The sequence below is a fragment of the Streptomyces sp. NPDC034103 genome (genome assembly GCF_055575395.1).
In genome coordinates this window covers 228351-240934 of sequence record NZ_JBVISS010000001.1, presented here as the reverse complement: position 1 = coordinate 240934, position 12584 = coordinate 228351, and the positions used below count along the sequence as shown (strand labels likewise).

The 12584-nt window shown below is 71.7% G+C and carries 14 protein-coding genes; 6 read left to right on the top strand and 8 right to left on the bottom strand.

Going from position 1 to position 12584, the window contains the following annotated elements; all coding sequences use genetic code 11:
* The first annotated feature begins 2 nt into the window (after positions 1-2).
* The 4 genes from uraH to ACZ56U_RS01080 all read left to right on the top strand — a co-directional run bounded on the left by uraH (position 3) and on the right by ACZ56U_RS01080 (position 4503).
* Entirely contained in the window at positions 3-407 is a 405-nt protein-coding gene (gene uraH, locus ACZ56U_RS01095; protein ID WP_391244882.1) for a hydroxyisourate hydrolase, read from the top strand.
* A 4-nt stretch (positions 408-411) separates the two neighbouring features.
* Positions 412-1335, top strand: a complete 924-nt coding sequence (gene pucL, locus ACZ56U_RS01090) for a factor-independent urate hydroxylase (protein WP_469081907.1) — start codon at positions 412-414, stop codon at positions 1333-1335.
* Between the two features lie 121 nt (positions 1336-1456).
* Entirely contained in the window at positions 1457-2836 is a 1380-nt protein-coding gene (locus ACZ56U_RS01085) for an 8-oxoguanine deaminase (protein ID WP_469081906.1), read from the top strand.
* 299 nt (positions 2837-3135) lie between these two features.
* Positions 3136-4503 carry a nucleobase:cation symporter-2 family protein gene (locus ACZ56U_RS01080; RefSeq protein WP_469081905.1) on the top strand — a complete coding sequence of 456 codons (1368 nt, stop codon included), beginning with the start codon at positions 3136-3138 and terminating at the stop codon, positions 4501-4503.
* 85 nt (positions 4504-4588) lie between these two features.
* Here ACZ56U_RS01080 and ACZ56U_RS01075 read toward each other — a convergent pair whose 3' ends face one another.
* Both ACZ56U_RS01075 and ACZ56U_RS01070 read right to left on the bottom strand, forming a co-directional pair.
* Positions 4589-5185, bottom strand: a complete 597-nt coding sequence (locus tag ACZ56U_RS01075) for a 3'-5' exonuclease (RefSeq protein WP_469081904.1) — start codon at positions 5183-5185, stop codon at positions 4589-4591.
* A 45-nt stretch (positions 5186-5230) separates the two neighbouring features.
* Positions 5231-6028, bottom strand: coding sequence for a helix-turn-helix domain-containing protein (locus ACZ56U_RS01070; RefSeq protein ID WP_469081903.1), 798 nt, complete (start codon positions 6026-6028; stop codon positions 5231-5233).
* Between the two features lie 94 nt (positions 6029-6122).
* Between ACZ56U_RS01070 and ACZ56U_RS01065 the strand changes: the two genes are divergently transcribed.
* Positions 6123-6977 carry an SDR family oxidoreductase gene (locus ACZ56U_RS01065; RefSeq protein ID WP_469081902.1) on the top strand — a complete coding sequence of 285 codons (855 nt, stop codon included), beginning with the start codon at positions 6123-6125 and terminating at the stop codon, positions 6975-6977.
* A gap of 200 nt (positions 6978-7177) precedes the next feature.
* Here ACZ56U_RS01065 and ACZ56U_RS01060 read toward each other — a convergent pair whose 3' ends face one another.
* On the bottom strand, positions 7178-8614 hold the full coding sequence (locus tag ACZ56U_RS01060; protein WP_469081901.1) for an MFS transporter: 1437 nt from the start codon (positions 8612-8614) through the stop codon (positions 7178-7180).
* A 113-nt stretch (positions 8615-8727) separates the two neighbouring features.
* Here ACZ56U_RS01060 and ACZ56U_RS01055 point away from each other — a divergent pair, with 113 nt between their 5' ends.
* Positions 8728-9129 (top strand): winged helix-turn-helix transcriptional regulator, encoded by a 402-nt coding sequence (locus tag ACZ56U_RS01055; RefSeq protein WP_469081900.1) that lies wholly within the window; start codon positions 8728-8730, stop codon positions 9127-9129.
* A gap of 6 nt (positions 9130-9135) precedes the next feature.
* Here ACZ56U_RS01055 and ACZ56U_RS01050 read toward each other — a convergent pair whose 3' ends face one another.
* From ACZ56U_RS01050 to ACZ56U_RS01030, 5 genes are all read right to left on the bottom strand, one after another.
* Positions 9136-9558, bottom strand: coding sequence for an acyl-CoA thioesterase (locus tag ACZ56U_RS01050; RefSeq protein WP_469081899.1), 423 nt, complete (start codon positions 9556-9558; stop codon positions 9136-9138).
* Positions 9559-9645: 87 nt separating this feature from the next.
* The gene (locus ACZ56U_RS01045; protein ID WP_469081898.1) at positions 9646-10296 is read right to left on the bottom strand and encodes a hypothetical protein; all 651 of its coding nucleotides are present in this window, start codon (positions 10294-10296) and stop codon (positions 9646-9648) included.
* 220 nt (positions 10297-10516) lie between these two features.
* The gene (locus ACZ56U_RS01040) at positions 10517-11116 is read right to left on the bottom strand and encodes a histidine phosphatase family protein (protein ID WP_469081897.1); all 600 of its coding nucleotides are present in this window, start codon (positions 11114-11116) and stop codon (positions 10517-10519) included.
* 36 nt (positions 11117-11152) lie between these two features.
* Complete coding sequence (locus tag ACZ56U_RS01035) at positions 11153-11353, bottom strand: hypothetical protein (RefSeq protein WP_469081896.1); 201 nt, start codon at positions 11351-11353, stop codon at positions 11153-11155.
* Between the two features lie 11 nt (positions 11354-11364).
* Positions 11365-12573 carry a pyridoxal phosphate-dependent aminotransferase gene (locus ACZ56U_RS01030; RefSeq protein ID WP_469081895.1) on the bottom strand — a complete coding sequence of 403 codons (1209 nt, stop codon included), beginning with the start codon at positions 12571-12573 and terminating at the stop codon, positions 11365-11367.
* Between the last annotated feature and the right edge of the window lie 11 nt (positions 12574-12584).

Here is a 12584-nt window from a genome sequence, read left to right as displayed (position 1 = left end):
GTATGAGCACCAGCACCGCTGCCGTGCAGAGGAATTCGGTGTCCACGCACATCCTGGACACCAGCATCGGCCGCCCCGCGCAGGGCGTCGCCATCCAACTCGCGGCCCGCTCGGGCCGCGACGCCGACTGGCGGACGCTCGGCGGTTCGGCGACCGACGCGGACGGGCGGTGCAAGGACCTCCCGGACCTGCCGGCGGGGACCACCCACGTACGGCTCGACTTCGCGGTCGAGGCGTACTTCGAAAAGAAGCAAGCCGATGCGCAGCAGGACGCCCCCGCGAGTCGGGACAGCGGTGCCGTGTTCTTCCCCGAGGTGGCGATCACCTTCGCCGTCGAGCCCGGGGAGCACTACCACGTACCGCTGCTGCTCAACCCGTTCGGCTACTCCGTTTACCGAGGGAGCTAGCTAAATGCCCACGATCCTGGGACAGAACCAGTACGGCAAGGCCGAGAACCGAGTCGTAAAGATCACGCGGGACGGCGCCACCCACCACATCAAGGATCTCAACGTCTCCGTCGCCCTCTCCGGCGACATGGACGAGGTCCACTACTCCGGCTCCAACGCCAACGTGCTGCCGACCGACACCACCAAGAACACGGTGTACGCGTTCGCCAAGGAGCACGGCATCGAGTCGGCCGAGCAGTTCGGCATCCACCTCGCCCGGCACTTCGTGACCTCGCAGGAGCCGATCAAGGTCGCCCGCATCCGTATCGAGGAGTACGCCTGGGAGCGCATCGACGCCTCCGACGCCAACTCCCGTTTCATCGGCGCGGACGAGGTCAAGCACTCCTTCGTCCGCAAGGGCCAGGAGACCCGGGTCACCCAGATCACCTACGACGGTGAGAAGTGGGAGGTCATCTCCGGCCTCAAGGACCTGGTCGTGATGAACTCGACCAACTCCGAGTTCTGGGGCTACGTCAAGGACAAGTACACAACGCTCCAGGAGGCGTACGACCGCATCCTGGCCACCCAGGTCTCGGGCCGCTGGCGGTTCAACTGGACCGACGACGAGCAGCGGATGCCCAACTGGGAGAAGTCCTACGAGCAGACCAGGAAGCACATGCTCCAGGCCTTCGCCGAGACCTACTCGCTCTCGCTCCAGCAGACGCTCTACCAAATGGGTTCGCGGATCATCAACCACCGCAGCGAGATCGACGAGGTGCGCTTCTCGCTCCCGAACAAGCACCACTTCCTGGTGGACCTGGAGCCGTTCGGGCTCAAGAACGACAATGAGGTCTACTTCGCCGCCGACCGGCCCTACGGCCTGATCGAGGCGACCATCCTGCGGGACGGCTGCGAGCCGAAGATCCCGGTGGACCTGACCAACCTGTAACAACCGACACCATCGGCACCCGCGGCCGGAGAGGCCTCCGATCCGGCCGCGGCACTCAAATCACCAGGGTCCTGCCGTGCCCTCTCCACACCAGCACACCCTCAGTACAAAGGGGCGAACCATGGCAGCAGCCCAGCGCATCGTCATCGAGAACTGTTCGATCGCGACCGTCGACGCGCACGACACCGAGTACGCGAGCGGTCATGTCGTCATCGCCGACCACCGCATCGAGGCGCTCGGCGCGGGCAGGGCCCCCGAGGGTCTGGAGAACGTCGTCCGCCGTATCGACGCCTCCGGACATCTCGTGACCCCCGGCCTGGTCAACACCCACCACCACTTCTACCAGTGGATCACCCGGGGCCTGGCCACCGACCACAACCTCTTCAACTGGCTCGTGGCGCTGTACCCGACCTGGGCGCGCATCGACGAGCAGATGACCTACTCGGCCGCGCAGGGCTCGCTGGCCATGATGGCCCGCGGCGGCGTCACGACCGCCATGGACCACCACTACGTCTTCCCGCAGGGCTCCGGCGACCTGTCCGGCTCGATCATCCGCGCCGCCCGCGAGATGGGTGTCCGCTTCACCCTCGCCCGCGGCTCCATGGACCGCAGCGAGAAGGACGGCGGGCTGCCCCCGGACTTCGCCGTGGAGACCCTGGACGGTGCCCTCGCCGCGACCGAGGCGACCGTCAAGGAGCACCACGACCCCTCCTTCGACGCCATGACCCAGGTCGCCGTCGCGCCCTGCTCGCCGTTCTCCGTCTCCACCGAACTGCTCAAGCAGGGCGCCGAGTTGGCCCGCCGTCTCGGCGTGCGGCTGCACACCCACGGCTCGGAGACGGTCGAGGAGGAGAAGTTCTGCCACGAGCTGTTCGGCATGGGGCCGACCGACTACTTCGAGTCCACCGGCTGGCTGGGCGAGGACGTGTGGATGGCGCACTGCGTCCACATGAACGACTCCGACATCGCCGCCTTCGCCCGGACGAGGACGGGTGTCGCCCACTGTCCTTCGTCCAACGCCCGCCTGGCCGCTGGTATCGCCCGCGTCCCGGACATGCTGGCCGCCGGCGTCCCGGTCGGCCTCGGCGTCGACGGCACCGCCTCGAACGAGTCGGGCGAACTCCACACCGAACTGCGCAACGCGCTGCTCATCAACCGCCTCGGCGCGCACCGCGAGGCCGCGCTCAACGCCCGACAGGCCCTGCGTCTCGGCACGTTCGGGGGCGCCCAGGTCCTCGGCCGCGCCACGCAGATCGGCTCGCTGGAGCCGGGCAAGCTCGCCGACCTGGTGCTGTGGAAGCTGGACACGCTCGCCCACGCCTCCATCGCCGACCCGGTGACCGCGCTGGTCTTCGGCGCGGCGGCCCCGGTCACGGCCTCCTTCGTCAACGGCCGTCAGATCGTGGCGGACAACCGTCTGCTGCACGTGGACGAGGACGCCATCGCGGTCTCCACGCGCGAGCAGGCGCGGCGCCTGGCGCGGATCGCCGCGCAGAGCTGACCGAGCCGGCCGACTGACCTAGCCGGCCGTACTGACCGAGCCGGCCGCGCCGACAGGGCCGGCCGGTCGAAGATCTCCGGTCGAGGGGGACGGCCCTCGACCGGTGGCCGTGGACCCGAGCGGGGTCCATGGCGGCCGTCTCCGGGGCGCACGTCACACGCGTGCGCCCCGGAACGGCCTCCGTCACCCCTGATGGCGCCCCCGACGCGGGGACCCGTCCCCCGGTCCCGCACGACCGTGCACCACCTCCAAGAAACCCACGTCAGAGCCGACGTGTTAGCTGACCCGGAGGAACCGCCGTGACCGCCCACCCCGTTGACGAAAAACTCCCCGCACTCAAGATGGCCACCACGGGCCTCCAGCACGTGGCCGCCATGTACGCGGGGGTCGTCGCCCCGCCCCTGATAGTCGGGGCGGCCATCGGCCTCTCCGGCACCGAGCTGACCTTCCTGACCGGCGCCTGTCTGTTCACCGCGGGCCTCGCCACCTTCCTGCAGACCCTGGGCATCTGGAAGATCGGCGCCCGGCTCCCCTTCGTCAACGGCGTCACCTTCGCCGGTGTCGCCCCGATGACCGCGATCGTCGCCTCCACCGACGACAAGTCCGACGCCCTGCCGATCATCTTCGGCGCGGTGATCGTCGCGGGCCTGCTCGGCTTCCTCGCCGCCCCCTTCTTCAGCAAGGCGGTCCGCTTCTTCCCGCCGGTGGTCACCGGCACGGTCATCACCCTCATCGGCATCTCCCTGCTGCCGGTCGCCTTCGGCTGGGCGCAGGGGCCCAACCCCGCCGCGGACGACTACGGTTCGACCACCTTCCTCGGCCTGGCCGCCGCGACGCTGGTCATCGTGCTCCTGCTGCGCCGCTTCACCCGCGGCTTCGTCAAGCAGATCGCCGTCCTGCTCGGCCTGGTCCTCGGCACGCTCCTCGCGATCCGCTTCGGTGTCACCGACTTCAGCCCGGTCGCGGACGCCGACGTGGTGGGCTTCCCCACCCCCTTCCACTTCGGCGCACCGCAGTTCCAGATCGCCGCGATCGTCTCGATGATCGTGGTGATGGTGGTCTCGATGACCGAATCGACCGCGGACATGCTGGCGTTGGGCGAGATCGTCGAACGCCCGGCGGACGAGCGGACCATCGCCGCCGGCCTGCGCGCCGACACCCTCGGCTCCGCCCTCAGCCCCCTGTTCAACGGGTTCATGTGCAGCGCCTTCGCCCAGAACATCGGCCTGGTCGCCATGACCAGGATCCGCAGCCGGTACGTCGTCGCCACCGGCGGCGCCTTCCTGGTGCTGATGGGCCTGTGCCCGATGGCCGCCTCACTCATCGCCGTCGTCCCGCGTCCGGTGCTCGGCGGGGCGGGCGTGGTCCTCTTCGGCTCGGTCGCGGCGAGCGGCATCCAGACACTGGTCCGGGCCGGTCTGGACAAGGACAACAACGTCCTGATCGTGGCCGTCTCGCTGGCCGTCGGCATCATCCCGATCACGGCGCCGGAGTTCTACCACGCCTTCCCCGAGACGGCGAAGATCGTCCTGGACTCGGGCATCTCCACGGGCTGCGTGGCCGCGGTGGCGCTGAACCTGGTCTTCAACCACCTGGGCAGCGACCCTGACGCCCAGGACGTGACCCACCCGATGGAAGCGGGCGAGGAGATCGCTGCGGCCACCTGAGCAGCAGGTCCGGGTCGAGACCGCCTTCCGCCGGGCGGCCTCGACCCGGTACGGGTCAGCGCGCTACGCCGGGCCTCCGGGACCGTCACCGCGCGACGCCGGGCCACGCCATGAGCCGGGCGAGCAACTCGGCCTGCTCGACGGCGTCGTCCAGTGCGTGATGGGTGTGCCGCCGCCCGGACAGCAGCGCGCGAGGCATCGTCCTCTTCGCGACCGCCCGCAGCGGCAGCCCCGCCTTCGTCGCGTACAGCGTCTTCATGTCGAGGCACCCCGAGTGCCCGAAGGGGCTGGCCCCGGTGAACCGGATCAGGTACCAGTACAGGAACGTCCAGTCGTACGACGCCGGATACCCGCACATCACCGGTTGCGCGCCGTCGCTCACCTCACCCACCCACGCGCTGAACTCCGCCAGCGCCACGGCCGGTTCGGCGCCCTGCGCGCACAGCCGCTCCCGGTCCAGGCCGCTCACCGCGAGTGCCTCGGGCACGAACTCCGCGCTGATCGGCTTGAGTTCACGGTAGAACGTCCGCTGCTCGGGGTCGGCCGGGGTGAATCCCCCGGCGTCCTGGACCCCGGCGACCGCCGCGCCGAGGCTGATCATGGAGTAGGGGCCGGGGATCGGGCCGTCGGCCTCGATGTCGACGGAGATGTAGAGGCTGGGTCTGACGCGTCGTGCGGACATGGAACCGGAGCATCGCAGGTGGCAGGCGTCCGGCGCATCCCGGATTCAGCGGCGGGGGCCCGCCTGGCAGGGGGTGGACGCGGGGAGACGGCCGGTGAAGTAGGAGCGCGGGGGGACGCCCATCAGGGCGCGGAAGTCGGCGGTCATGTGCGCCTGGTCGTAGTAGCCGGTGGCGGCGGCGAGTTCGGCCCAGGGCGAGGTCGGGGCGTGGGCGAGGACCGCGTGGACCCGCTCGATGCGGGCGTAGTGCTTGGGGGACAGACCCACGCCCTCCGCGAACAGGTTGCGCAACTGGCGCTCGCTGACAGCCAGGTGACGGGCCACCTCACCGACCGGCCCAGGCGTGCGACCGAGCCGCACCGACATGGCGTCGACCCCGGCCCGGACCAGCCGGGAACGATCGCGGTCGGCGGTGTCGGCGAGCCGCTCGGGCAGCACCTCAGCCAGGTGGGCCACGGCCCGCTCCGGGTCCAGCCTCCGCAGTTCGCGGTCGAGCCGGCGGGCCGTGGTGCCCGGCAGCTCGCCCAACGGCACGACCCGGCCCACCAGTTCCGCCGCCGGGACACCCAGCAGGGGGCGGGCCGTGCCCGGTGCGAGGCGCAGCTCCACGCAGGACGCGAGCGCCTTGCCCTCGTGGTACGAGGCCCGCACCTGGGGGCCGATGGCGAGGACGTCCCGCCGCCCGGCCACCCCCACCCGCACGACGACCTTGGTGCCGGTGTCCGGAAGGCGGATGAACGCCTTCTCGGGCGGGCCGAGCGCGGTCACGTTACTGATCCCCGCGATCCAGGGTCGCAGGGCCTCGGGCAGCGAAAGGGCCTGCTCGGCACGGGAGTTCGTCACCCCTTCACCGTAGACGTCCGCCCGCGCGGATGGACGGCCGAACCGTGCCGGAATTTCCAAGAGTTCAGGGACCCGGGCGGGCCACCGTGGGGACATGATCCTCGTGACCGGTGCCACGGGCACCATCGGAAGTGAACTCCTGCGACAGCTCGCGGCGCGCGGCGAGAAGGTCCGCGCCCTGACCCGGGACCCGGCCAGGGCCCGGGTGCCGGCCGGGGTGGAGGTGGTGCGGGGGGACTACCTCGACCCTGGCTCCCTGGATGCCGCGATGGCGGGGGTGACGGCCGCGTTCCTGCTGGGCGCGCCCGGACCGGCGGCCCCGCACGATGAGGCCCTGGTGACGGCGGCGCGGGCGGCGGGCGTGGGCCGGCTGGTGAAACTCTCCGCGATCGGGACCGGCGATCCCGCGGTCGGTCCGTCCGGGGACTGGCATGTGCCCGGTGAGCGGGTGCTGCGCGAGAGCGGCGCCGAGTGGACAATCCTGCGGCCCTCGTCCTTCGCCTCGAACACGCTGAGCTGGGTGCCCGCCCTCCAGCGGGGCGAGCCGGTGCCGAACATGACGGGCGACGGGCTGTCCGGGGTGATCGATCCGCGGGACGTGTCCGAGGTCGCGGCCCGGGCCCTCCTCGACGGCGGGCACGCGGGACGGACGTACACCTTGACCGGGCCGGAGACGATCAGCGTCCCCGGACAGGCGGCCGTGCTCGCCTCGGTACTCGGCCGGCCGGTGGCCACGCGGGATCTCTCGCCGGAGGAGACGCGCGAGCACCTGCTGACCGTGTGGGGCCTCGGCGAGGCCCAGGCGGCGGGCGTCCTGGCCGGCACCGCCTTCGTACGCGGCGGCGGCAACGCCGTCGTCACCGAGGACGTGCCGCGGGTGCTGGGGCGCCCTGCGCGGACGTACCGGCAGTGGGCCGAGGACCACGGGGCCGCCTTCGCGGGGGAGTGAGCGACGGACACGGCGGCGAGGCCGTAACCCCGCCGCCACCACCACGGTGCCCGTCCCGGCCGTGACGTCGTGCCTCTGGGCTACTTTCGTCCGCGTCGCAGCGCCTCTCGGTTACCTCCGGCCAGGTCGCAGCGCCGCCGCGGTCAGGGCGAGCGCTGCCGCCGTGGTGCCCGTCCCGGCCGTGACGTCGTGCCTGTCGGCTACTTCCGGCCGGGTCGCAGTACCACCGCGGCCAAGGCCAGGGCCGCCACCGCGATGCCCGTTCCGGCCGTGAAGGCCAGTCGGTAGCCCTCGGCCGTCGCGCCGACCGGGTCCGCACCGCTCTCCAGCAGCCCCGCGGTCCGGCTCGCCGCCAGCACCGACAGCACCGCGAGTCCCAGCGAACCACCCACCACCTGGGTGGTGTTGAACAGCCCCGACGCCAGTCCCGCGTCCTCCTCCCGCGCCCCCGACATGGCCAGCCCGGTCAGCGCGGGCATCGCGGCGGCGAACCCGGCGCCGAGCAGCAGCAGCGACGGCAGGACGTCGGTGACGTACGAACCGTCCACGGGCGCCCGGCTCAGCAGTGCCATGCCGACGGTGATCAGCACGAGCCCGGCGAGCAGTACCCGGTAGGGGCCGAAGCGGCCGACGGTCCGGGCGGAGAGGCCGAGCATCAGCGCCCCGATCACGAGCGGCGCCGGCAGGAAGGCGACGCCGGTGAGCAACTCGCCGTAACCGAGGACGCGTTGGATGTAGAGCGCGCCGATGAACTGGAAGCCGTACATCGTGGCGATCATCAGGATCTGGACGGCGTTGGCGCCGCTCAGTATCCGGGAGCGGAACAGCCGCAGCCGCAGCAGCGGGCGGGCGGTCCGGCCCTGGCGGACGGTGAAGGCCACGAAGAGCCCGAGGGCGAGGGCGGCGAGCAGGAGTGTCGAGGTCAGGTGGCGCTCGCCGGCGCCGACGATGACGTAGACCGTGAGCATCAGGGCGCCGGTGACCAGGGCCGCGCCCGGGTAGTCGGCGCCCTCGCCGAGGCCCTCGCCGCGGTCCGGGCTGAGGACGCGGCCGGCCGCGAGCCAGGAGACGATGCCGATGGGGAGGTTGATCAGGAAGATCCAGTGCCAGTTCAGGGTCTCGGTGAGCGCCCCGCCCAGGAACGTGCCGAGGGACGCGCCGCCGGCGCCGACCGCGCTGAACACGGCGATGGCGCGGGCCTGTTCGCGCGGCTCGGGGAAGAGCGCCACCAGCATGCCCAGGACCACCGCCGAGGTCATCGCGCCGCCCACACCCTGGAGGGCACGGGCCGCGATCAGCACGCCCTGGCCGGTGGCCACGCCGCACAGGACGGAGGCCACGGTGAACAGGGCGAGGCCGGCGGTGAACATCCGCTTGCGGCCCACGAGATCGCCGAGCCGGCCGACGAGCAGCAGCAGCCCGCCGAAGGCGATGAGGTAGGCGTTGACGACCCAGGCCAGACCCGAGGCCGAGAAACCGAGGTCGCTCTGGATGGCCGGCATGGCGACCGTGACGATGGTGCCGTCCAGGACCGTCATGAGGGTCCCCGCGCACAGGACGACAAGGGCCGCCCAGCGGGAGTACGTTCGTCGCGTCCGGTGCGGTGCGCGGGTCTGGGACTCGATCATGGCCGTCATGGCGGCGTGGCCTCCGTGTTCTCCGTAAGACGCCGAGGTGCACACCTAGGTGCACGACTTGTGACGGAGGACATCGTGCGTGACCCTGAGGGTCGGCATAAGGAGGCAGTCCGATGTCCCAGAGGAACACCGGTGTTACCTCGCAGGTCGTGAACGCGCACGCGTGCCCGGTCCGCGAGGTTCTTGACAGGGTGGCCGGCAAATGGAGCGTCCAGATCCTGGTGGCCGCGGCCCACGGCCCCATCCGCTTCACCGAGTTGGAGCGCAGCATCGAGGGCATCAGCCGCCGCATGCTGACCCTGACCCTGCGCAACCTGGAGCGCGACGGTCTCGTCACCCGCACCGTCCATGCCACGGTCCCGCCCAGGGTCGAGTACGCCCTCACCCCGGCCGCTCTGGATCTGCACGAGACCCTGCAACGCCTGACCGACTGGGCCGAGCGCAACAGGGTCTACATCGCCGAGTCGCGGGCGGGCTACGACCTGGCGCACGAGTCGGAGCCGGTCGACGCGTAGGCGCGATCAGAGCCCGAACAGCGTGGGTTCGGTGGCCAGTTCCTGGAAGTACTTCCGAGGGTCGGGGACGAGCCGCCGCTCCTTGAGGTCCAGCAGTCCGCCAACGGCCGTGATCTCCGCCGCCACTGTGCCGTCCGCCTTGCGGATGGTCTGCTCCATCCGGAACGTCTTTCCCTCGCCCCAGAGGAAGGCGCACGTCACCTCGACCTCGTCGCCCGCCAGCAGCTCGCGCCGGTAGCGGATGGTGGTCTCCAGGGCCACCGGGCCGACCCCGCTGCCGATGAGTCCGGCCTGGGTGATGCCCGCGGCCCGCAGCAGCGACCAGCGGGCGTGCTCGGCGTAGTTGAGGTACACGCTCTGGTTGAGGTGGCCCTGCACGTCCGTCTCGTACCCGCGCACGGTCACCGGCACCGAAAACGGCTCGCTCACGTCAATCCCCTCTCGCGCTACGGCAGTTGCTGGGCAAGATCCTGACACGTGTGCCCGTGTGCCCGTGTGCCCGTGTGCCCGCGTGCGCTACACGCGGCGCGGGGAGGCCAGCAGGTACCGGGCTCTGGTCCGCGGCTCGGTGTACTCGCCGACCTGCCAGCCGGCCGCCTCCAGCGTGGCAGCGCAGGCCGCGAGCGCCGCGGTGTCCGGCTCGCGCACCGCGACGGCCTCGGGCTGCGGGGTCGCGCGCACCCGGTACCCCTCGGCCTGCGCACCGGTCGCCGGACGGTGCCCGGCCGCCTCCAGCGCGAGCGCCGCGGCCTGCACCAGATGGGTCCGTTCCCAGCCGCAGGGGCGGTCCGTGGCCCCGTCCTGATTCGTCATCCGGCGCAGCTCCAGGAGCCCCTGCCAGGCGCTGTGCACCTCACGTACCCGGGCCGGCCCGGCGGGCGGCGGCGCCTCCTCCCCGCCGATCCGCGCGGTGAACACCCCGGCGGTCCCGCCGGCCTCGGGCTGGGGCGCGGGCTCGGCTGCCGGTGCGGGCGCCGTGGGTGCGGCCTCGCGTATCCGGTGGCCGGCCGGTGTCAGGAAGTGGTCGTGCGGCGGCCGGGGGTGCCGGAAGGCGAGCCCGTGCCTGACGAGGGACGCGAGCTGCGCCTCGGTGCCCCGGATCCGGCCGGTGACGGGGTCGGCGGCGTCGATGACGCGCCGCTGGGCGGCGGTGGGCGGTCTGGTCACGGCATGCTCCTCCCCGGTGGCGGCGTGGTCGGCGGGCCCGGATGCCGCTGCGAACCGGGCCTGTCGAGGGCCCGGCGCGGCTCTGCACCAAGCCCTTCGAGGGCCCGGCACCGCCGCGGCGCAGCCCTTCCGAAGGGCTTGCGCGCCACTGCGACCAGCCTCCTCGAAAGGCCTGCGCTCCGCTGCGATCAGCCGCTGTGCGACCAGGCCTGCCCGAAGGCTACGACGGGGGTCTGACATTCCACCCGGCGATCACCGGTCGCCCGTGCTCCGTTCCCAGCCGGCACACCGTCCCCGTCGCCAGCTGGAACAGCGCTCCCCGCGACGGCGGCAGCCCGAGCCGGCGGGCCGTGAGCACCCGGAGGAAGTGCCCGTGGGCGACCAGCAGCACCACGCCCTCGGTGTTGGCGAGGGCCGCGTCCACCTTGGCCAGCACCCGGTCGGCGCGCTCGCCGACCTGCTCCGCGGTCTCGCCCGGATGGTCCGGCGGCCCGGGGGTGACCCCGTCGCTGAACAGGAACCAGTCCGGCCGGGTGCGCTGGATCTCGACGGTGGTGATCCCCTCGTAGCCGCCGTAGTCCCACTCCCGCAGATCGACGTCGACCCGGGCGTCCGGCACCCCGATCAGCTCGGCGGTCTCCCGCGCCCGTTGCAGCGGGCTGACGAAGGCCGCGCCGATCCGGTGCGAGCGGATCAGCGGCACCAGCCGCCGCGCCTCCTCGCGTCCGCGCTCGGTCAGCGGCACGTCCGTCCATCCGGTGTGCCGCCCGGACCGGGACCACTCGGTCTCCCCGTGCCGGACCAGAAACAGATCACCCACGCCGACCTCCCACCGCGCCCGCCTTACCGCACGGTGTCACGCGGCGCGCGCGGCCCGCACCACGGACTCGGCCAGACGGCCGCAGCCGTACGTCACCTCGCCCGCCGCGTCCGGGAAGCCGAGCGGACCCGTCCACCTGAAGCCGCGCGAACCGAGGTCGCGCGAACCGAGGCCGCGCGCGCCGAAGCCGCGCGCACCGAGGCCGCGCCCGAAGCGGCCGTACTGCCCGGACAGCACCCGGCGTTGCCCTACTGGCGGTAGCCGCTCAGGAAGCGCCCGATCCGGCCGATCGCCGCCTCCAGGTCGTCGGCGTGCGGGAGCGTCAGGATGCGGAAGTGGTCGGGGGCCGGCCAGTTGAAGCCGGTGCCCTGGACGACCTGGATCTTCTCTCGGAGCAGCAGGTCCAGGACGAACTTCTCGTCGTCGTGGATCTTGTAGACCTTGGGGTCGAGGCGCGGGAACGCGTAGAGGGAGCCCTTGGGCTTCACGCACGAGACCCCCGGGATCTCGTTGAGCTTCTCCCATGCCACGTCGCGCTGTTCGTGCAGCCGCCCGCCGGGCATCGTCAGCTCGCGGATGGACTGGCGGCCGCCGAGCGCGGCCTGGATGGCGTACTGGGCGGGGGCGTTGGCACACAGGCGCATGGAGGCGAGCATGGTCAGGCCCTCCAGGTAGTCCTTGGCGTGCTGCTTGGGACCCGTGACGACCAGCCAACCCGAGCGGAAGCCGGCCACGCGGTAGGTCTTGGACAGCCCGCAGAAGGTGAGGACGACCAGGTCGGGGGCGAGGGCGGCGGCCGAGTGGTGCACGGCGTCGTCGTACAGGATCTGGTCGTAGATCTCGTCGGCGAGGACCATCAGGCCGTGCCGGCGGGCGAGGTCGAGGATGCCCTCGACGATCTCCTTGGAGTAGACGGCGCCGGTGGGGTTGTTCGGGTTGATGATCACGACCGCCTTGGTGCGGTCCGTGATCTTCGACTCCATGTCGGCCAGATCCGGGTTCCAGTCGGCCTGTTCGTCGCAGACGTAGTGGACCGCCTTGCCGCCGGCGAGCGTCGTCACGGCCGTCCAGAGCGGGAAGTCCGGGGCGGGGATGAGGACTTCGTCGCCGTCCTCGATCAGCGCCTGCACGGCCATCGAGATCAGCTCGGAGACGCCGTTGCCGAGGTAGACGTCGTCGACGTCGACCTCCAGGCCGAGGGTCTGGTAGCGCTGGGCGACCGCGCGGCGGGCGGAGAGGATGCCCTTGGAGTCCGTGTAGCCGTGGGCCTGGGGGAGCATCCGGATCATGTCCTGGACGATCTCCTCCGGCGCCTCGAAGCCGAAGAGCGCGGGGTTGCCGGTGTTCAGGCGCAGCACGCTGTGGCCCGCCTCCTCCAGCGCGTTGGCGTGCTCGATCACCGGTCCGCGGATCTCGTAACAGACCTCGCTGAGCTTGCTGGACTGCCGGAACTCCATGCGCTGCCGCC